The sequence below is a fragment of the Aporhodopirellula aestuarii genome, from assembly GCF_023701485.1.
Classification (GTDB): Bacteria; Planctomycetota; Planctomycetia; order Pirellulales; family Pirellulaceae; genus Rhodopirellula; species Rhodopirellula aestuarii.
On sequence record NZ_JAMQBK010000060.1, the window covers coordinates 88826 to 108843 of the forward strand.

Genomic DNA, 20018 nt, shown 5'->3' on the forward strand with positions numbered 1-20018 from the left:
TCCAACCATGTCGGAGGTCACCTGTCACGCCGTCGAGAGTCGCCGCGACCAGAAAGCGTTCCTGGAACTCGAACGACGCCTGTATCGAGACGATCCGAACTGGGTCCCGCCGTTGTGGGATGAGCGAAAAAAACTCGTCGGATTCAAACCTCACCCGTTCTATCTCGATGCCGAAGGTCAAACCTTTCTCGCCCGCCGCGGTGACGTCGTGGTTGGCCGCGTGCTCGCCGTTGTGAACCACGCTCACAACCGAGCTCACAAAGACAAGATCGGATTTTTCGGTTTCTTCGAGTGTGAAGACGATCAGGAAGCCGCCACGTCGCTGCTCAACACCGCCTGCGACTGGCTTCGCGAACGAGGCATGACGGCCGCACGCGGCCCGGTCCACCCCAGCCTGAACTATGAGGTCGGATTGCTGGTCGATGGATTCGATTCGCCGCCGACGTTCCTGATCACCTACAACAAGCCGTACTATGAAAAGCTGATCAAGGCGGTCGGTTTCGAAAAGTCGCAAGACATTTTCAGTTACGAAGCCTCAATCGACATCCTCAGCGAACTCGACCCCAAGATGATGTTCATCATGGAAGAGTCGATGAAACGATTCAACGCGACGACACGGCCAATCCGCCGTTCGCACTTTCGCGAAGACGTGCGAATCTTTCTGAACATTTACAACCAATCGCTCAAACAAACGTGGGGATACGTCCCCATGAGCGAAGCCGAAGTCGAAGAGCAGAGTGACGGGCTGAAGCATTTGCTCATTCCTGAATTGACGAGTATCGCTGAAATCGATGGCAAACCTGTCGGAGCGGGTTTCGGGCTGCTCGACTACAATCCGATCATCCGACGTATCGGCGGGAAACTGCTCCCGTTCGGTTGGTTGCATCTGCTTTTGGGACGCAAGAAGCTCAAACGGCTGCGGCTCGTCAGCGCGAACGTCCTACCCGAGTATCAAAAATGGGGCCTCGGCCTCGTCACGCTTTACCCGATCGTCCCCGCGTCGATTAATTTCGGTATCACGGTTGGCGAATTTTCCTGGGTACTCGAAAGCAATCAGCTCTCACGCGGAACGATTCAACGTGGTGGAGCGACCTGCACGAAGACGCATCGGATCTACGACCGCCCGCTGACTGATCCCGATGCGGAAGGTCAAAGCCGTGATACTCCACCGGATGCCGCTTCGTGAGCCCGAGTCCCAACGGGCCGCCGAGCGGGACGGGGCTCGACGTTGATTCCATTCTCGGCCCCGCCGGCAGCATCAGCCGTCGACTCCCCAATTACGAACCACGCGAACAACAACTCGCGATGGCTCGTGAGGTCGCCGCTGCAATCGCGGCAAAAGAGCACTTGGTCGTCGAAGCGGGAACGGGGACAGGCAAAAGTTTTGCCTACCTCGTCCCGGCAATCTTGCACGCCACCGCAGACCAAGCCGAGGGCGCACCGAGCAGACCGGCGTCCGATGATGAGCAACTCGACGATGTCGTTTCCAAAGCGAAGCAAGCTGCCGGCGGAGAGACAAAACGTCGTCGCGTATTGATCTCCACCCACACGATCAGCTTGCAAGAACAGCTCATCGGAAAAGACGTGCCGCTGCTCAACAGCGTCATGCCGCGAGAGTTTTCCGCCGTCCTCGCCAAAGGACGCGGAAACTATTTGTCGATCCGTCGGATGGAACGAGCCATCGCCAAATCAACTTCGTTGATGGCTAACGATTTCCAAATGCAACAACTCCGCGGCGTTCAAAAATGGTCCAAGCAAACCGGCGACGGATCACTGGCGACCTTGCCGATTAAACCTGATGCCGCCGTTTGGGACGAAGTCCGTAGCGATACTGGGAATTGCTTGCGAAGCAAATGCCCTCATTTCAAAGAATGTTTCTACTTTCGCGCCCGACGCCGTGCCCAAAACGCGCAAGTTTTGATCGTCAATCACGCGATGCTGTTCACTGACATGGCGATGCGGCGACAGGGCTTCTCGCTGTTGCCAGACTACGACGTCGTCATCCTCGATGAATGTCATACGATTGAAAGCGTCGCGGGAGACCACCTCGGGATCCGGCTGACCAGCGGGCAATTCGATTACACGTTCGATCGATTGTATAACGATCGACAACAAAAAGGTTTGCTCGTCGCGCATGATTTGCAAGGTTTGCAAGGGGAAGTCGACCGATGTCGTTTCGCCGCCAGCAATCTGTTTGCGGACATTCTCGATTGGTTTGAGCAAACCAAATCCCGCAACGGACGCGTGCATCACCCCGACCTCGTCAGTAATCCGCTCAGCGAACCGATGGAGCAACTCGCTCGTAAACTGCGGGCACATGCCGACGCTCAAGAAAACGATTCCGACCGACAGGATTTTCAGTCCGCTCACGATCGTCTGCTCGCACTGGCGGGTGGCCTTCGTGAATGGCTCGCTCAAAAAAGTGAACACGAATGTGTTTACTGGGTCGAAACCACCGGTAACCGTCGGGGCATGGACCGCGTGTCACTATCCGCCTCGCCGGTCGATATCGGTCAGACGCTGCGAACCGAACTGTTTCAAAACGAGGACATTGATTCGGTCATCATGACGAGTGCGACGCTCGCCAGCGGTGACGAACAAAAGTTTTCGTTCTTCCGAAGCCGGGTGGGTCTGACCGGCGGTCGCAACCTACAAGTCGGCAGCCCATTCGATTATCAAAAGCAAGCCAAGCTCGTGATTGTCAACGGATTACCCGATCCGTCTTCACAGCGAGAAGAATTCGAACGCTCGATCCCGCAACAGATCAAACGGTTTGCCGGCTACTGCGACGGGCACACGTTCGTACTCTTTACCAGTTACGCGTTGCTGAGACGGTGCGCCGAAGCGATCACGCCCTGGTTGATCGAACGCGACCTGGAACTGTACAGCCAAGCCGGCGAGCGAAACCGAACTCAACTGCTCGATGCGTTTCGCGAAAACCCTCGCGGTGTCCTGCTCGGTACCGACAGTTTTTGGCAGGGCGTTGACGTTCCTGGTGACGCCCTGACGAACGTCATCATCACCAAATTGCCGTTCTCCGTTCCGGATCACCCGTTGCTCGAAGCTCGGCTCGAAGCCATCAAGGCGTCCGGCGGTAATCCGTTTTCAGACTACCAGCTTCCCGAAGCGGTGATCAAGTTTCGTCAGGGTTTTGGACGACTCATTCGCACGCGAAGCGACGAGGGAATGGTTGTTGTGCTCGATGGACGCATCAAAACCAAACCCTACGGCCGACGGTTCCTGAGTTCGCTGCCGGACATGCCTGTTCTCAACGTCCAACCGACGAAGAAGAAGTCCAAGTAGCAGAACGCAGCGGAACAAGTCATCTCCTCAATCGCACCCATTCGGCGTGCTCGGGCCGGTTATACTTCGATTCGGTTATGACTCGATAAAGCCGTTCAGCCTCTAAAATCCCCGCCATGCCTACTCCTCCGATCATCGTCCGTTGCGGCAAATGTCAGCAGCGAATGCAAGTCGTTCCGCTGGCGACGGATTCCAAGGTCACCTGCGTCGGATGCGGCGCCGTGCTGCGAATCGCCGGCACGAACCGATCTGCCACCCATTCGCCACTGCAATCGGATCCAGCTCCGCAGCAATCGCCGCGACCGCAGACACCACCGAGGCAACCTCCTCAACCGACGTTCCATAACCCGCAACCCGCTGCGTTTACCACCCATCCGCAGGTTCGCTCACCCGTGCCTGCCAGTCGCGGTGCGGCTCCCAAAAACGGAATCCCCAAATGGATTTTCTTCCTTATCGGCGGCGTGGTACTGATCCCGATCGTGTGTTGCGGCGTGCTCGCGCTCGCATTTTCATGGCGAGTTAACAGTGGCAAACCGGTTCCGATCGCCGTCTCGTTGAAAGCCGCGCTCCCGCCCCATCAGTTCCCGCCGTTGGGAGCTCCAGAAGAGACATATCCATCGGGAGTGAAGCGGTATTTCATCCGATTTGCCTCCAACCCTGATCTTCCCGGCCACACGATGCAGATGTGCGTCTTCGTACCTCCGGGTGAGCACGCCACTCATTCGCTGCCCTGCGTGCTTATCGCGCCCGCGGGCACACCCATGCTGCACGGCGTGACGTTAGAAGAAAACGACAGCTACGACGATGAAACATTGCCTTATGCCGAAGCCGGATTTGTTGTCGTGCAATACTCACTCGATGGTGGGTTGCCCGCCGGTTCCGAAAACGCAGACGAAGACGACATGACGGCATTGATCGGCAAAGCGTATCCGGCATTCAAGGCATCCGGAGCGGGGGTCGTCAACGGACGAAACGCGATCGAATTCGCTCTCGCCTCGCTGAAGATGGTTGATCCACAGAAAATCAGTTGTGCGGGGCACAGTTCCGCGGGAAGTTTGTCGTTGCTGCTCGCCGCACATGATCACCGCATCCATCGCTGTGTCGCTTACGCCGCGGCCTACGATTTGGAATCACGTATGGGCGAGATGACATCGAACATCGTCGTGCGAACGATCTTTCCCGGCATTAACGAGTTCATTATCGAGACATCCCCGATGAATCATGTCGATAAACTCGATTGTCCCGTCATGATTTTTCACGCCCGCGATGACAGCAATGTGCCGTTCTCCGATGCCGAAGCGTTCGTCAGTCGATTGAAATCCGCAGGCAAAGACGTGACTTTTGAAACCACGCCAACGGGCGACCATTACGAATCGATGATCAACCCCGGCATTCCAACCGCGATCGAATGGCTCAAGACGCGTTAGCGCTCTCTCAAGCGATACGTTTCCGCGGCGGCGCAGTTGCGCGTCTGGGATAGCACGCTCTGTTTACCAAACGTAGTCCACTCGCCACTCAGTTCCAGTCACCGGCGAGTTGCAATACAAAATCGATCGCCTCAATCGTCGCCGAATCCTCCGCGTCGTCGATGTTCGAAATGGCTTGAACATACGGGACATCCACCACACCGATACTCTGATCCCCCGCGAGATTCACTAGGACAGCAGGTCCCGCGGCGGTGAGCTCGTCCGACCCCGCAGAGTCCCGAAGGATCGCAACGTCATCACCGCCACCGCCTTGAACACGGATGTCATCAACGTCGAAAACGCCCAGCGATTGCGTCGGTGTTGTGACCGAAAACTGCGACGGACGGGCAGACACCTGTTCTGCCTGGACGCTGCCGCGATATTCCACCCGATCTTGCCCGCCGAGCCCATCAACAATCACCAATGACGCTTGCTCGGGCGAAACGATCACACCCGGATCGTCGTTAACAAAGATTTGAAAACCTTGATCGTCTAGATTTTCGATGATGATGAGATCGTCACCACGCGTTCCGCGGATGGTCAAACCAGGACTTCCCGCGTTAGAGGCAAGCTCACCCCGCAGATCCGCCGACGCCACGAACATCCGTTTGGTAACCGCGGTCAGGACCTCGCCAAAGTTGTAATCGATCGCGGTTTGGTTTTCGCCCAGTTCGACGCCGCTAAACTCGCTCAAACCATCGGCACTACCGCGACTCTCACCGCTCGGTAAAACCTTACCGAGAGAGATCGAAGCGTCTCCAAAACCGCTCGGCTGATCTTCAATGATCCGATAATTGCCTGCCGGCACATTTAAGAAAACGTAGCTGCCATCGGCCGCAGTCGTCGTCGTCCGCATGACTGAGTTATCCGCCGAAGCCAAACGAACGGTCACACCCGGCAGCCCCATCTCGATCGGATCAAAAACCCCATCAAAGTCATTGTCGGTGTAGACGAATCCTTGGATGCTGCCATCAACAGGCACCTGACGAAGGTTTGCAAAGTCAAGATCATCTCGATCGACACCGCTCTGATTTGCCACCGAGTACTCTGCCGGTGTCGGCGGCGCAACAAAACCGGCCGGCACAACTTCGGTAACTCGATGAGAGCCCGGACCGACACCATTAAATTGATAACGACCATCGGCATCGGTGAGAACGGTCGCGTCGACACTTCCGTCGCTGTCGAGATCCAACTCAACGGTGGCCTCTATCCCCGGTTCGCCTGGATCTTGAACGTCGTTCTCGTTGATATCTTCGAACACAACACCCGCCAAACTGGTCAGGGTAAAGTTTCCGAACAACAAGCCATCAACGATTGCCGGCGGGTTCACGTCGATGTTGAAGATCCCCGTTCCTCCAGGTGTGGTTTGGACGGCGTTGACCGGCAGCATCTCCGCAACGCTGTGCATTCCCGCGGGGACGTTCTCAAACATAAACGATCCATCGGCGGCAGTAACAACACTGCGGACGTCGCTGCCGTCACTATTGATGTTGAGCTGAATCGTGATGCCACCGACGCCATTTTCACCGGTCTGCCGGACACCGTCGCCGTTGATGTCGTTAAATTTGGTCCCCGAAACGGTCGTGGTCAGTTCGGAATTGCCGAAATCGAGTCCTGAGATATTCTCGCCACTGGTAACCGTTTGGACGTACCCATTGTCGTCGATCGGAAGAGTTTGCACGAATCCGGTCGGGACAACTTCGGTGATCGTGTGTTGTCCAGGACCGACACCGGTGAATTGGTAGTCACCGTTGGCATCGGTGGTGGTCGTCCTATCGATCGTGCCGTTGCTATCGAGATCGAGGTTGATCGTGACGTCCGGAATCGCGTCTTCACCCGTGTCACGGACACCATCGCCGTCGAGATCGTTGAACTTCATTCCCGACAACACGACTTGGGTGAAGTTGCCGAAATCCAAACCGCTGCGGTTCTGGTTGGCTTGGTCGAGGACCACGTTTTCGAATTGGTCGAGGGGCGTTGTTGCTTCGGTGCCCACGGGCACCACTTCGTTGATCGTGTACGTGCCTTTGGCCAAATCGCTAAAGACATAGTTTCCATCGACGTCTGTCGTCACCGAAGGGATGTTCATCGCGACGTCGGTGCGAGTGATTTCAATCGTGACGCCCTCCACACCCGGTTCGCCGGCGTCGCGTGTTCCGTTGCCGTTGAGGTCTTCGAATTTGGTACCGCTAATGGAACCGCCGACAATCTCGGCTCCGGCTTGAACAATGTTCAACTCATCCGAGAGGACAACCGTTTGATCCAGACCGACGACGTCATCGAGCACCGCGGCATCGGCAAACGACATCGCTCCATCAAGCCCCACGGTAAAGAACGTTTCAGTTGCATTCGCGACTGCGAGGAACTGCATTTCGCTGAACGTCTCGGCCGAACTTTGTCCGATCGCCTGGCCCTGTCCGAGGGCGGGCAACGCTCCCCCGCGGATATCTTGCAAATCAAAATCAGGATTGTTGATGTCGAATTCCCCGTCACTTGCTGGCACATTGAAGGCACCAGCGGATCGCTGCAACGGAAAGTTCGACGTGACGAGCGGATCCGATAAGGGAAGTGACGGGTTGCCCGATGCGCTGAGATTCGCGTCGCCCTCGAACTCGAGCCGGTCCCCATTCCAATCAAAGTTCAGTGGCAACGCGATGATGCCCGTTGGGTCGGCATCACGAACATCTTGCACCTGGACTTTGACGTAAATCGTCTCGCCGCGGAGAACCGGGCCGCTGATCTCACTCGCCGGAGTCGCTCCCGATTCGGTGAAAAATCCGACATCAATTCCGAGCGTTGCCAGGACACGACGGTCTTCGAGCGACTCGACTCGGAGACCACGATCGCGTCGGCGGAGGGAGCGTTTGGGTAGAAACGGCATGATAAGCATGAATAGGCGGATCGAGGCGTCTGCCCAATTCAGGATAGACCGAATACCCCAAATTGCCACGAAGCAGCCTCTGGATGCCAGAAAAATCCATCCGGCTTGACTCTTTTCGCTCAAGTTTGCTACCCCCGACGCCGACACTCCCCGCCTTTGCGAATTTTGCCGGTTCGGGAGCGCCCGAGACGTCGCCCGCAATCTTCGGGTCCAAGTCCTCACTAGCACATGATTTATCCGATGCAATGGCTCCCTATCACGCACCGCAGCAATCGACTTTTTGATGAATCCGATCGGAAATCCGAAGTGAATCGGTCGCCATCCGTCGTCGCTTTCGCATTGATCTGCGTGATTTCCGCAACCGGATATGGGCCCCCAATTGCTTCGGCGCAGAATGCGTCGAACGGTACCACCACGCCGCGGAAGATACCCGTCCGCCGGTATTCCGGTTCCGCCGTGCCGGCCTCACGAGTCCTCAAAGAAAAGCCCGGCGAACAACCGGGAGTCGTCACCAGCATCGAAATCCGCAACGAAGCCGGCGAACTGATCGATGGCACGCTCGACGAAAACGAATATTTCCTCGGTGCCGAACCGATGCCGATTAACGTTGGGCAGAAAATTCCCGCCCGCGTCGCTTCATCACCGTCAACGTCCTTTGAGCCTGATTTCAATGGGGACATGGAATATGTCGAAATTGATGACGGGATCCCGCTCGAAGGTCCTGCAGTCATGCACGACCCTCCAATCCTGCACGACTTCGAGGAGGGAGCGTGCGATAGCTGCGGCGAGATCGGCCGCTACGGACCGAGCGGTCACTGCGATTCCTGCCGACCCCATCACATGTCGGTCGACCCCAGGGTAGAGCGAATTGCGAGAGTTCTCGCGCACCCGCTCTCGGGATTCTGGGCCCGCGCCGAGTACATGCATCTGATCCTTGACGGACAGATGGCCCCGCCGTTGGTAACCACGAGTACCGCGGGCACGCTCCGAGAAGACGCCGGTGTTCTTGGTTTGACCAGCACGACGACGCTTTTCGGCGGCAATAAATTGGGCGATGAAGAACGCTCGGGCGGAAGATTCGAGATCGGTCGTTACTATGGCGACACCGGACTAGGAATCTCTGCTTCATTTCTTTTCGCCGAAGACGTCCACGAAAATTTCTCTGGCGACTCGGTCACCTATGGAATTTTGGCTCGTCCCTTCGTTGACGTTTCTCCCGGTGGGCTCGGCAACGACGCCGAACTCGTGGGCTTTCCCGGTGAACTGATTGGTGACGTCGACGTGCGATCGTCGACCAGTTTTCATGCCGGTGACGTTTTGCTTCGTGGCATGCTGCTCTGCAACCGCGATCGAGAACTCGAAGGCTTTTTCGGGTACACCTACATACGACTCGATGACGATCTCTCGATCCACGACTTCAAACGTGTGGTCGGAGGCGGTGGTGGATTAGCCATCAATACCACCCTCGATGAAACCGATCGCTTCGCTACCGAGAACAATTTCGATGGCGCCGCGTTCGGCATTCGTGGCCAGACATGCTTCGGCCGATGGTCGCTCGCGACGATGATGAAGCTCGGACTCGGCGTGACACGATCGACCATCACGGCCAGCGGATCGACAACGACCTCAGTGCCAACCGCTGGCGGCACGGACGTTTCCACTCGCAATACCGGCCTGCTCGTCCAAGACAGCAACGCGGGCACACGCGACGATGACGAATTTGCCGTCGCCCCCGAAATCCGATTGGTTCTCAATCGTCGTTTCAATCGCGACTGGAGCATATCGGTGGGCTATCAGCTGCTGTATCTCAGCCGGGTGATCCGCGCTGGCGAACAGATCGACCCTCTGCTCAACCTCACCGCTCTCGATCCGGGCGGATTGCAAGGGTACGAAGCACCTCGGCGAGATGCGTTTTACAACGACCTGACAGCGCAGGCGATCACGTTCGGACTGCTCGGCGAATTCTGACTCTCAATCAAGACTCAGAATCAACTTGCACCGATTTCCTACCAGATCCGAATGCGATCCTCGGGTGCGACGTAAAGCGGATCGCCCTTTTGAATGTCAAAGGCGTCGTACCACTCGTCCATGTTCCGGACGATGCCATTGACGCGATACTCGCTCGGGCTGTGCGGGTCGGTGACTAGCCGCTTACGCAGCTCTTGTTCGCGGTACAGCCGACGCCAAATCTGCGACCACCCCAAAAAGAATCGCTGATCGCCGGTCAACCCATCAATCACGGGCGCTTTCTTGTCACCGAGCGAAAGCCGGTAGGCGGCATAAGAAACGGCGAGTCCACCCAAGTCACCGATGTTTTCGCCAAGCGTTAACTCACCGTTGACGTTCATGTCTTCATACGGTTTGAACTCGTTGTACTGCTCGACCAGCCCCGAAGCGCGTTTTTCAAATTCCTCGCGATCCTTCGGAGTCCACCAATTACGCAGATTCCCGTCACCATCATACTTGCTGCCTTTGTCGTCAAACCCGTGGCTCAGTTCGTGACCAATCACGGCGCCAATGCCGCCATAGTTCACGGCATCATCAGCGGCCATGTTGAAGAACGGCGGCTGCAAAATCGCGGCCGGGAACACGATCTCATTCATCGTTGGGTTGTAGTACGCATTGATCGTTTGCGGTGTCATGTGCCATTCATTGCGATCAATTGGTCCTCCAAGCTTCGCGAGATCACGCTCGAACTCAAACTCCGCCGCCGCAATCATGTTTGTGGCCGGTGACGCGTCGGTGATTTGCAGTTCCGAGTAATCTTTCCACTCATCGGGATACCCAATTTTCGTGGTGAATTTTGCAAGTTTAGCCAGTGCTTGCTTCTTGGTACCTTCGCTCATCCACGGCCGCGACATGATTCGCTCGGCAAAGGCCGCTTTGAGGTTTTCGACCAATTCGTTCATGCGGGCTTTCGCTTCCGGAGTGAAATGCCGCTCCACGTAGAGTTGCCCGACGACTTCGCCGAGCACCGAACCGGTTGCATCAACCGCCCGCTTCCACATCGGCTGTTGCTCATCAGTTCCCGTGACCGCTTTGCCGTGAAATTCAAAGTGACGTCGTTCCAGATCTTCGGTCAAAAACGCCGCGTACGAATCAATTACGTGGAACGCAAAGTAATGCTTCCACGCGTCGATAGACGTTTCCGAGATCACGTCGTCAATTTCGGAAAAATAGCTCGGTTGGCTGACAACGACGGCTTCTTGATCCGTGATTTCGGCGGACTGCAACATCTGTTGAATCGGGAACTGCTCGACGAGTTCGGCGAGCTGCGACATGTCTTTTCGGTTGTATGTCTTTTCAGGGTCGCGGTTCGCGGTCTTGGTCCACTGTCGCTCGGCGATTTGTTTTTCGATCGCAACGACTTGCTCGGCTGCTGCTCCGGGATCGGCAACTTCGAGCACCGTCAGCATATCGGTAACGTACGTGTCGAGTTCTTGCCGCAAGTCGGCATAACGCGGTTCGTCTTCGAGGTAGTAGTCTCGGTCGGGCAGGGTCAATCCGGACTGTGTCAGGTAGACGATGTATTGATCGCTGTTTTTGGCATCGACGCTGACATAAGGTGCAAACGGTCCATAAACGCCTTGCCGCACGAGTTCGCCGAGGGCTTCTGCTAGGCTCTCTTTCGAATCGATTCCGTTGACGATTTGCAACAACGGTTCGATCGGAGCGATTCCGATCTGATTGCGGTTTTCCATGTTGAGAACCGAGCGGTACATGTCGCCGACCTTTTGGCTCGGCGTGCCTTTCGGAGCGTGATCCTCTGCGGCTGATTCAATCAATGTTCGAACTTGCTCGCGAGTTTCATCATCGAGCACCGTGAAAATACCGTAGTTGGATTTGTCCGCCGGAATGGGCGTGTTCTCCAACCATTGTTCGTTGGCATAGAGATAGAAATTCTCGCCCGGGCCCACCTTTTCGCTGAACAAGGATTGGTCGATGCCGGATGCTTTCTGGGCGATCTCGACGTCCGTCGCGAGACTATGTCCCTCCCACGACGCTAGAAAAAGTGACTGAGCTGTGATCCAGAGAACCGCAGTGGAAAACTTCGTCAAAGTGCGTGTCATCGATAGTCGCGTGGGTAGTGAGGAAAGGTCGATGCCCGTCGCGAAATTTTAGCGCGGATGGTGCTTCTCAATCGAAATGACCACCGGCGCACCGATTTCGCGGACTCACCAACGATTCTGTGCCATGAATCAGGAATTGCCCAGAGGGCCCCTCGTTCGGTTGCAACCTACCGTTTGCAACACGGCAACTTCCGCGCCCAACAATTCAAAGTGCTTTGGCTACTTTCGCTCCCAACACGGGCACCGATGCTTACGAAATCCACGTTTCGCGCACAGTCGCTGCCATCGGGTCGGCCGAAAAATCGCTTATTTACTCCGATAACAGCGGATCGAAGCTAACCTCGATTTGACGGATTTCGCCCCGGCGGGCGAACAACGCGTCCGTCTCAGACGGCAACAAAACGAGGTCGTCGCGAATGATTGATTCATCTCCGACGCGGTGGACGACGACCTGCTGAAGCTTGTTACGGCGATAAACGATCGGAACCTGACACAGCGTAAACGCAAAACATCCCACCGGAATCGGTAATTGCTGCCGGTGGCCGTGTACGTCGAAATAATCGAGCACCGATTCGGATTTGAGAAACTCAGTCGCTTCAAAGAAAACGGGTTCAAACCGCAATTGCCCGCCATCGATTCGGATTCCGATTTCATCCCAACGCGAAAGGATGTCCTCCTTCACTTGGCCGGTCATCCCTGGTTGCTGAACACCTCCGCCTTCGGGGGTATGCGAATAAGGGTCCGACGGAAAAGCACCGTAGTGCAGCGGCGTTTTGGTGAGTCCGATGCCGTCGCGAATTTCACGATAATGAGTGTGCAACCTACGAAGCATCGTCGAATCCCGATGCTCGGGGTCTTCGTGAACGTTGACACAGTGTTCCATGACCGCGAGAGCGAGTTTGGACACCATATGCCAATAGATCGATCCGAGCCCTTCGTATCCAAAGAACGTGCCCGAACGCCCGGTGAACTGATGATGCCCGAACGTCTTTTCGAACAGTTCATTCAACAGATCGCGTTCCAGACAAACCAATTCGTGATACTCGGCCCGAGACTGTAGTCGGTCGAGCGACGAGTTCAGATCGGCGACGTTACGAAACTTCCCGTGAAAGTGAAAATCGCCGTGGACGTCCTGGCGCACGATCGAATTTTCGTTTTCGCTCGTCAACTTTTTCAACAACCGAGAACGCATCGCATCTTTCTGCGGCAACAAGTTCTTATTAAGGAAACGAGGCAACTGCCGATTCGGATACAACATGTAACTCTGCTGATCCTCTCGGTAAATCTTGCTACGTCGCAATGCATCGAGCACATCGACTACTTCGGAACCAGACAGCAAACCGCTGCTGAGCACCGCGACCTGCCCCTCCAACATCTCATAGAGATGAGAGATCGGAGCGATCTGGGGCTCCAAATGCAACAAGTTATACGAGTGATACATGCCATCGTCGCGACGATTGGCACGAATCGTATGGTCGATCATCCTCACCGCTCGCCCAAAAAGATCAACGAGCCAACTCAGCGAGACCTCCTGCGCATGATCGCCGATCCCGCGGTCATAGAGCCCCTCGCGATAATCCGAACCCGCCATCGCCAGTTCATCGAGAATCTGTCGTCGCCGCGAATCATTGATCGCACCGTCAAATGCGTCAGCGTGGTCGCCCAGAACTTGCTTAATGCGGTCAGCAAATTGATAAACGCTTTGAGAAATCAGTACCGACTCCGGAATGGAATCGCGTCCACTTGAGAACCAATCAATCAAAAACGTCAGATAGCGTCGAAGGTGACACGCCGTTACGACGGACATACCGCGGCCGACGAGTGCATTGTTCGCATCATTCCATTCGGGACGCTGGGTATTGAGCCAGATACCGCCTTCGGGCACAAATCCGCTCAATTTGGCCAGTGCCGGAACGAGTAATTTTTCGACCAGGTTCACTCGCACCGTTTCGTCGTTCACACTCCACAGGAGCTTCCCGTCGCCACCGATTCGCTCCACACGTTGTGCGATTTCAGCCGCGCCGGCTGAATCAAAATCGATCGTATCCTGCGGATCTCGGCAGATCGCCTCGTGGGATCGAATCCGGTAGGGAATGTTGGCGTAGGCGCAACGTTGACCGCTCAAACATTCATCCAGTCGATTTGGCGTCATCGCCTGGCCACGTTGCAACAGTCTCAACAGATAGACGATCTGGTGGTCACCCCAATAACCGATGTTCGCCCACGGATCATCCGGATCAGGAACTTCCCAATCAAAACCGTCTTTCGTTATCCGGTACGGGTTGTAACCGTCCGCCGTCGATGCGTTGACGAATCGGAGGATCATGTTGATGGTGAAGTAAGGATAGGCGACCGAGAGGGCTTCCCAGTTCTGGAAAATATCCCGCCAATTCCCTTGATAGCTCAAATTCTCGGTACCGTCCTCGGCACGCAAATCGATCGAAAACTTGTTCCACGGACGCGTCGGATCACCATGTCGCCGGCTAAAACGTAACGGCAGATACTCCGACGTGATCCGGATCAGATCCGCATCCTCGGTTACCGCAACCTGTTGTTGCAGTTCATCCATTGTCAGGGTATCGGGCAAACACGAGAGGATATTTTCGCATCGCTGTGCGACACCGTGATTGGCCTTCCGCACATGCTCGCAAAAGTCTACGACGTTGATCCGATATCCATTCGCGGGAATCCCGCCACGCATCACGTTAAAGAGTACGTTGGATTGATGGCGCTGCGCTCGGAGTCGGTCGTCTCCAACTTGGCGTCCGTCTGACGCCGATACGATACGCAACAGGTTATCTTCCATGGCGGTGATGTCCTGTTCGATTTGGGAAGCGACGTTGTTTTGACCGACGATGTTTTCGTGTAGTTCGATCACATCGCAATGGTCGTAGTTCACATCCGCAATGACCTTCCAACGCAGCGGCTCCAACGAAGGTAATTCCAACGTTTTCGATATAAAATAGGCGCCTCGCTTCCCGCGAATATCGCTTTCGGCAGTGAGCCCGTTTCCCCGACGAACCTCCTCGACCTGAACGCTGCTGATCGCAACGGTCGGATCATCCAAACCGTGTTGCCACGCGACCGTGGCCAACAACCCTTCACTGGGTTCGGCACGGTCGGTCGGGATGGAGCTGAGATAGAAGATGCCCAGCGACGAATCGCTGAGCCGTTCGCTCTTCTTGTAGGCATCGGCCAAGTTGCTGTAGCGCAACTGGAAGTCTTTCCCAACACCGCTCGGTAGCAAGTTTTCTAAGCCATCGGTGAGTTCAACCTGCACCGGGCGATCGTCCAAATTCACCAGCTCACAACTGCGAATGAAGCCGAACTTCTCACCAAACGTCCAGGAATACCGGAACGCGAGTTTGAGTGAATGATTAATTTCCTCGAACAGAATGCGGCTGCCAAACCAATTCTTGTAAAGGTTCTGGGAACAATCGCTGGCAAGGGAATTGGCCGCAGAAAAGGGCTCCCAAAGCACGCTGGTTCCATCGTCCTGGAGAAGTCGCACGAATGTTTTGGGACCGGTGCACCCGGCCGTATCGACAATTTTGTCAGCCGAGTAATACGGAAACATCGCCGAATCGGGATTTTGTCTTCCCGCCGTCAACGCGCCACGGCTCGAAACGAACATCCAATGATCGCCCGAGCTGATCGCGGTCAAAAAGAAACTCGACATACGATGACTGTTCACGATTTTGTACCAAATCGTGTTATCCATCGACACGTATTGCCCTGTCACAGCGTTCGTCGAATCGGTTTTTTTGGAACTCGAAAGAACGGAATCAGATGGTGAATGCAGATTACTCATGGGTCAGCTTATAAATAGATTTCGATTGATTGTTTTAGCGAGTCGTTGATGATTCGATTGATTTTCGAGCCTGAAGTTCAAGCTCGATTTTCTCAGTGAGATGTTTGTCGATGCCGTAAAACATCAAACAGGCGGCGGACATAAAGAGAAACGCCGCAGGTATCAAACTCATCATCATTCGCAGCCCTTGCAGAGTGGTATCCGATTGAACTTGATCAACACCCTCGAGTGGTTGCGCGTACAAATAGAAGTCGAGAGCGAAGCCGGTCATGGCCGCACCCACCGCACAACCCATCTTTTGTGAAAACGTTGCGGCTGCGAACACGAGTCCTGTTGCCCGACGTCCACTTCGCCACTCGGAATAGTCCGCGGTGTCGGCGTACATCGCCCACAGAAGCACTGGAACCGGTCCACCCACAAATGATGCCGCCACCTGCAAACCGATCATCCAGTTGATCTGATCCGGCTCGAGGAAAATGAAAGCGGCGGTAAGAATCGCGACGCTAGCATTCATTCCGATCATCAGCACCTTCTTACCGAAGATGCGTGTCAACGGTTTTGTCAACAACATGCCCGCAATTGCCGCAAAACTGCCCGAGACCCAAAACGTCGGTGCGATGCTCGCATCCCCGCAGTAGTACTTGAAGTAGTACAGAATCGCGCCACCGCGGATGAAAAGCCCTGACAGTTGCAACAACCCAAAAACGAACAGCACCATCCACGGACGGTTGGAGAGTAGGTCGTTGAAATCCAATTCGAAGGTGGATGTCTCTGTCGTTTCTGAATAGTGTTTCAACGCCAGGGCACGAATAATCAGCGAGACCACGCTCAAGACGACATACCCGATCACGATCGGAATTAATGTTTCGACCGCAAACGCAGTCGCCAAACACGCCAAGAGAGCGAGACCACCGAGCAATACCTGGTGCAGACGCAGACTGGTCAGGAGGAATTTCAAGTCTGCCCGGAAGGTAGAGGCTTCCTCGCTAATCGGTTGCACCCGTTCTCTGGTTGTCGCGAACGTGATGAAAAACAAAACCACCGAAGCAAGCGAAAAGACAACCATGGTTAAGAAGAAGCCACGCTGCTCGTTAAGAACAACGTCTTGGGCCACCCCATCGACAATCTTCGTCTCGGTACCACCGAAGAACGCAACAAGGTCGAGTGTGCAGTACTGAACGACGATGCCGCCGCAAAACGCTGCGATGAATCGGTACGTCGAAACACTCGTCCGCTCGATCGAATCGGACGAAATCACCCCCATCAATGCGCCGTACGGAATGTTGATCGCGGTGTAAGCCATCATCACCAACGTGTAGGTGATGTACGCGTAGATCAGCTTCCCCGTCGGTCCAAGGTCAGGCGTGTAGAACGTCAACATCCCCGTGATCGCGAACGGAACCGACATCCAAATCAGATACGGGCGAAAACGTCCCCAAGTCGTGCGTGTGCGATCGGCGATGTAGCCGACTAACGGATCATTGATCGCATCCCAGATCCGCGTGACCAACATCAGCGTGCCGGCGGACTTGGCCGTCAGTCCGAAAACGTCGGTGTAGAAGTAGACGAGGAAGAATTCGAAGGTCTTCCAAAACAGATTGGAGGCGGTATCGCCCAACCCATATCCGACCTTTTCGGTAACTCCCAATTTTTGGCCCGCGACGGGACTCGGATCGGCGGTGGGCGGTGGCCCAGGTTCGATGGATGACACGAAAACCCCGTTTTCTGGTGAATCTATGGATTGAAAGGCGCCCAATGCTGCAAACAGTTTCATGTTTGCGGCGATTCTGGGCCCTCTATAAGTACCTACCGTAGAGATTATTGCAACCGGTTGCAACAAATGAGCACATATTCTGCCCTAGAAGGCTATTTTTGGATTTATTTACTGAAACCGGTTGCAATCAGGTGTCCAGATGGATACATTTAAGTGAAAGCGGTTGCAGACACCTCCCGGCTCACTGAAAACGGTCATGAAACTCAACGACATCACCATCAAAGACATCGCCGAGCGAGCCAACGTTTCCAAGAGCACCGTTTCTCGAGTGCTCAATGACTTGGCAATCGTTAACCCCAAAACGCGACAAACGGTGCTCGAAGCTGTCGAGTCATTGGGATACCAAGCCAACGTGTTCGCCCGGGGACTCGCCAGCGGACGCTCGATGACGGTCGGCATCGTGACCCAAAAGATCGGCAGCCCCTTCTACGACATGATGATGCAGGGTGTGATCCAAGGCTTCACCGGAACCGGTTACTCGCCGATCTTCGTTGATGGCCAGTGGGAACAAAGCACCGAACTCGACGTCATCCGCACCCTGCTGGGTCGCAAAGTCGATGGGCTGATCCTCCTCGGAGGCGACATTTCACAGAAAGACCTCGACACCCTGCGAGATCGATTACCAACGATCGTCGTCGGTCGAGACGTTCCCGGTTGGGAAAATCAATGTGTCTACGTCGATAATTTTTCTGGTGCGTATGACGCGACCCGACACCTGATCGAATTCGGACACCGCAACATCGCCATCATTCGCGGAATCACACACCACCAAGATGCGATCCGTCGTTTCCAGGGATACGCCCAAGCCTTGTCCGACGCATCCATCGAACTCGATCCGGACCTGGTTCTCGACGGCAATTTTTCTGCCCAGTCAGGAATATTGGCGATCAACTCACTGCTCATGCGTGGCAAATCATTCTCGGCCGTGTTCTGTGCCAATGACATGGTGGCCTATGGCGCCCGGTTGGCATTGCAGCGGAAAGGCATCCGCGTCCCCGAAGATGTCTCGATCGTCGGCTTCGATGATCAAGCGGAATCCTCTTACGTTTCCCCACCTCTGACCACCGTCCGGCAACCCGGTGTCGAAATGGGTGGCGTGGCGGCAAAAGGTTTAGTGAAGCTTATGCAAGGCGAGACCTGCGAATTGCCTGTCATGAAAGCCGAACTGCAGCGAAGAGAATCGGTTTCGCGGATCACCACCCCCTAACACTGGGGCTTAGAGTAAGCCGTAATCATAAAGACTTCGGTTGCAATTTTAACATACACATTAACATTCCATCCACATACAGTTGATCGAGGCGCCTATGCAACTGACTTATTAGATACGTGCTCCATGCACACAGAATTGGGTTGCGAATAACTTATTCCCTCCAATTTTTTTCCAGTCTTTCGATGTGTTCATAATCCCCATCAATTACCTAGAGGTAAATTAACATGCCACGTTCAAACCAAACACGATCAGGTTTTACCCTGGTCGAGCTGCTCGTCGTGATTGCAATTATCGGCGTCCTGGTTGGACTCCTTTTGCCGGCAGTCCAAGCTGCTCGCGAAGCCGCCCGTCGTATGAGTTGCAGTAACAACTTCAAACAAATCGGTCTTGGAGTTCACAACTACCACTCCGCTTACAACCAATTGCCAATCAACAAAACCGGCACGGGTATCCTGCCGGGAGCCAACTGGTGGGACGACTCCACCATTGCGAACAACCAACAACTCAGTTGGTTGGTCGGCCTGACACCTTTCGTCGAAGGACAGGCGTTGTGGGAGCAAATTTCTAACCCAAGCGTACAAGGTGGTACCTGGCCAGCGATGGGTCCCAAACCTGTTGACTTTCGATACTCGTATCAACCTTGGATGACAAACATCCCGACCTTCCGTTGCCCTTCGGATCCCGGGTTTGGTTTGCCTGCACAAGGCCGTACGAACTACGGAGCCTGCTTCGGTGATTCGATGTACAAGATTGAAACTGCTGCACGCACGGGTGGCGACCTTAATAAGACTGACTCGACCGCAGCTCAAGAAGCCCGTGCTGGGTGCCGTGGTATGTTCGTCAATCACCAAAAGATGGCTTTCCGCGATGTTCTCGATGGTCTCGCCAACACTATTATGGCTGGCGAATTGACCACCGACCTTGGTGACAACGACACCCGTACCAACGGAGCCCGCCAACTCAACGCAGCTGGCACCCCTCCGATGACCAACCCGCTGGCATGTGTCGATGCAAACCTGCCCGACCCACAACGTCCTCAGTTCTGGGTCGCAGGAACCAACACCATGGGTAGCGTCAATGCAACCTTGGGACGTGGTTACCAGTGGGCCAACGGCGAACACTACTACTCAGGTGTGATGACGATTCGTCCGCCAAACTCGGAAGTTTGCTACGGTGCCGATTGGCCTGGACAAGAAGGCATCGTGCCACCAAGCAGCCGTCACCAAGGTGGTGCACACGTTCTGATGGGCGATGGTGCTGTCAAGTTCATCACTGACTCGATCGAAGCTGGCAATCAACGAAACGGTCAAGTCGGATTCGGATTCACCGGCAACCGAAGCCCAGGTTCGAAGAGCCCTTACGGTCTCTGGGGAGCACTGGGAACTCGTGCGAGCAAAGAGGTCATTCAAGAATCTTTCTAAGCTCAGTTAACTGACCGATAAACAGCCCCGGTGCAGCTTTTGGTGCACCGGGGCATCTTCGGTAGCTCAAACCTTTTTCTAA

The 20018-nt window shown here is 55.0% G+C and carries 10 protein-coding genes; 6 read left to right on the forward strand and 4 right to left on the reverse strand.

Features of this window, described 5'->3' with window-relative positions; translation table 11 throughout:
• Nucleotides 1–7 precede the first annotated feature (7 nt).
• The 3 genes from NB063_RS20995 to NB063_RS21005 all read left to right on the forward strand — a co-directional run bounded on the left by NB063_RS20995 (nucleotide 8) and on the right by NB063_RS21005 (nucleotide 4730).
• Nucleotides 8–1186, forward strand: coding sequence for an N-acetyltransferase (locus NB063_RS20995; RefSeq protein WP_250930727.1), 1179 nt, complete (start codon nucleotides 8–10; stop codon nucleotides 1184–1186).
• 119 nt (nucleotides 1187–1305) lie between these two features.
• Nucleotides 1306–3303 (forward strand): ATP-dependent DNA helicase, encoded by a 1998-nt coding sequence (locus NB063_RS21000; RefSeq protein WP_250931169.1) that lies wholly within the window; start codon nucleotides 1306–1308, stop codon nucleotides 3301–3303.
• A 116-nt stretch (nucleotides 3304–3419) separates the two neighbouring features.
• On the forward strand, nucleotides 3420–4730 hold the full coding sequence (locus NB063_RS21005; protein WP_250930728.1) for an alpha/beta hydrolase family protein: 1311 nt from the start codon (nucleotides 3420–3422) through the stop codon (nucleotides 4728–4730).
• A gap of 88 nt (nucleotides 4731–4818) precedes the next feature.
• Here NB063_RS21005 and NB063_RS21010 read toward each other — a convergent pair whose 3' ends face one another.
• Nucleotides 4819–7650 carry an SdrD B-like domain-containing protein gene (locus NB063_RS21010; protein ID WP_250930729.1) on the reverse strand — a complete coding sequence of 944 codons (2832 nt, stop codon included), beginning with the start codon at nucleotides 7648–7650 and terminating at the stop codon, nucleotides 4819–4821.
• A gap of 240 nt (nucleotides 7651–7890) precedes the next feature.
• Here NB063_RS21010 and NB063_RS21015 point away from each other — a divergent pair, with 240 nt between their 5' ends.
• On the forward strand, nucleotides 7891–9618 hold the full coding sequence (locus NB063_RS21015; RefSeq protein ID WP_250930730.1) for a BBP7 family outer membrane beta-barrel protein: 1728 nt from the start codon (nucleotides 7891–7893) through the stop codon (nucleotides 9616–9618).
• Nucleotides 9619–9656: 38 nt separating this feature from the next.
• Here the strand turns inward: NB063_RS21015 and NB063_RS21020 are convergent, their stop codons facing one another.
• From NB063_RS21020 to NB063_RS21030, 3 genes are all read right to left on the reverse strand, one after another.
• The gene (locus NB063_RS21020; RefSeq protein ID WP_250930731.1) at nucleotides 9657–11720 is read right to left on the reverse strand and encodes a M13 family metallopeptidase; all 2064 of its coding nucleotides are present in this window, start codon (nucleotides 11718–11720) and stop codon (nucleotides 9657–9659) included.
• A 310-nt stretch (nucleotides 11721–12030) separates the two neighbouring features.
• Nucleotides 12031–15531 (reverse strand): hypothetical protein, encoded by a 3501-nt coding sequence (locus NB063_RS21025; protein ID WP_250930732.1) that lies wholly within the window; start codon nucleotides 15529–15531, stop codon nucleotides 12031–12033.
• Between the two features lie 34 nt (nucleotides 15532–15565).
• A complete protein-coding gene (locus NB063_RS21030) occupies nucleotides 15566–17242 on the reverse strand; it encodes an MFS transporter (RefSeq protein ID WP_250930733.1) in 1677 nt (558 codons plus the stop codon).
• 259 nt (nucleotides 17243–17501) lie between these two features.
• On the opposite strand from NB063_RS21030, the gene NB063_RS21035 reads away from it, so the two are divergent.
• Nucleotides 17502–18512, forward strand: coding sequence for a LacI family DNA-binding transcriptional regulator (locus NB063_RS21035; protein WP_250930734.1), 1011 nt, complete (start codon nucleotides 17502–17504; stop codon nucleotides 18510–18512).
• A gap of 227 nt (nucleotides 18513–18739) precedes the next feature.
• Nucleotides 18740–19936 (forward strand): DUF1559 domain-containing protein, encoded by a 1197-nt coding sequence (locus NB063_RS21040; RefSeq protein WP_250930735.1) that lies wholly within the window; start codon nucleotides 18740–18742, stop codon nucleotides 19934–19936.
• Nucleotides 19937–20018: the final 82 nt, after the last annotated feature.

What these genes read in the sequence shown, in the direction of transcription:
- NB063_RS20995 (WP_250930727.1), top strand. Translation starts at nt 8, where the DNA reads ATGTCGGAGGTCACCTGTCACGCCGTCGAGAGTCGCCGCGACCAGAAA.
- NB063_RS21000 (WP_250931169.1), top strand. Translation starts at nt 1,306, where the DNA reads ATGGCTCGTGAGGTCGCCGCTGCAATCGCGGCAAAAGAGCACTTGGTC.
- NB063_RS21015 (WP_250930730.1), top strand. Translation starts at nt 7,891, where the DNA reads ATGCAATGGCTCCCTATCACGCACCGCAGCAATCGACTTTTTGATGAA.
- NB063_RS21005 (WP_250930728.1), top strand. Translation starts at nt 3,420, where the DNA reads ATGCCTACTCCTCCGATCATCGTCCGTTGCGGCAAATGTCAGCAGCGA.
- NB063_RS21020 (WP_250930731.1), bottom strand. Translation starts at nt 11,720, where the DNA reads ATGACACGCACTTTGACGAAGTTTTCCACTGCGGTTCTCTGGATCACA.
- NB063_RS21010 (WP_250930729.1), bottom strand. Translation starts at nt 7,650, where the DNA reads ATGCCGTTTCTACCCAAACGCTCCCTCCGCCGACGCGATCGTGGTCTC.
- NB063_RS21025 (WP_250930732.1), bottom strand. Translation starts at nt 15,531, where the DNA reads ATGAGTAATCTGCATTCACCATCTGATTCCGTTCTTTCGAGTTCCAAA.
- NB063_RS21035 (WP_250930734.1), top strand. Translation starts at nt 17,502, where the DNA reads ATGAAACTCAACGACATCACCATCAAAGACATCGCCGAGCGAGCCAAC.
- NB063_RS21040 (WP_250930735.1), top strand. Translation starts at nt 18,740, where the DNA reads ATGCCACGTTCAAACCAAACACGATCAGGTTTTACCCTGGTCGAGCTG.